General features: G+C 66.4%; 1 pseudogene. It reads right to left on the bottom strand.

The annotated features are described in order from the left end of the window. Positions 1-546: 546 nt before the first annotated feature. Positions 547-813: pseudogene (locus ACZ7HQ_RS45590) on the bottom strand (ATP-binding protein); the annotation flags it as partial. Between the last annotated feature and the right edge of the window lie 456 nt (positions 814-1,269).

Raw genomic sequence — 1,269 nt, 5'->3', positions numbered from 1 at the left:
ACGAAGGGAGCTGGGTTGTGCTGACCACTACGCACCCGCCGTAGGCGCCTCTGGAAAGCCCAGAGGGCCTTACGGAGGCTCCTGATGTCCCGAACTGTCCGCACGACTCCCAGTCAGCTCCGCGTCCGAGAGGGCGCGTCGGAGTCCACGTTCCTGTATGACCTGCGCTACGCGAACGCTGAACTGGCCCAAGCAGCCCGTGAAGGCCGTCGCCCTGCCCCGGCGAAGACGCTGCGGCGGATCACCTCTTGGCAATGGATGGTGCTGTACTGCAGGAAGGGATCGTTCTCCGGCGAGATCGCTTCGGCTGAGGGCCGCGACCGGCTCCAGGGGCGCCTCGAGGCCCAGCGGATCCGCGGGCTGCACCGCGCTGGCCACGACCTTGACGACGCAGATATACCGCCGGTCCGCCACCGTCATGGTGTGCTCTGGAATGCCTGGTAGAGGCAAAGAACCCAGGACTGACCGGTACTCACGAGCGCAGGAAGTGCGTACCAGCCCTCCGCGCCGGGGGGCGGAGGGCCGTCGGGTAAGAGCCTGCGGTGGTCAGCCGGCCTTGGCTGGTTCTTCGGCTCGGGCTCGGGTGCTGGCGAGGCGGTAGGAGTCGGTGCCGGTCTCGATGATGGTGCCGTTGAAGGTGAGGCGGTCGACGATGGCCGCGCAGAGGCGGGGGTCAGTGAAGGTCTTGATCCAGCCGCCGAAGGACTCGTTGGAGGCTATGGCGACGCTGTTCTTCTCCTCGCGTTCGGTCAGGACCTGGAAGAGGAGTTCTGCGCCGTGGCGGTCGAGTTCCATGTAGCCGAGCTCGTCCAGCTATGCGGATATCCGCATAGCTGGACCTATGCCGAGACCGCGACTATGCCGGAGCCGTGTGCGTTGTTCCGCTCCTTCGTGGGGTTTCGGCTGTGCATGGCTCTGCATAGTTTCCGTGCCGGCAGCCTCCGTGAGCGAGGGGGCAGGGTGCTCCCGCGAGGGGGTGGCGATGCCGTTCGGAAGTACGCGTCGGAAGGCGGGTGTCCTGACCGCACAGGTCGAGGGCTACCGGGCATGGTTGGCGGAGCGCGGGTACACGGCCCAGACCTCCAGGAACATGCTCAAGGATCTGGGGCAGGTGGGACTGTGGCTTTCGGAGCAGGGCCTCGATGCTGCTGATCTGGACGAGGGTCGGCTGAAGCAACACCTTTCCGACCTGCGGAAGTCGGGTCGTTGCCGGGTGGCTGGGCCGCGCGGCATGGTCCCGCTGCTGACGTTCTTGCGTGAGGCCGGAGT

The sequence above is a fragment of the Streptomyces sp. NPDC037290 genome (assembly GCF_055603245.1).
The sequence above is the reverse complement of the archived record's forward strand: the minus strand, read 5'-3'. Positions and strand labels throughout refer to the sequence as shown.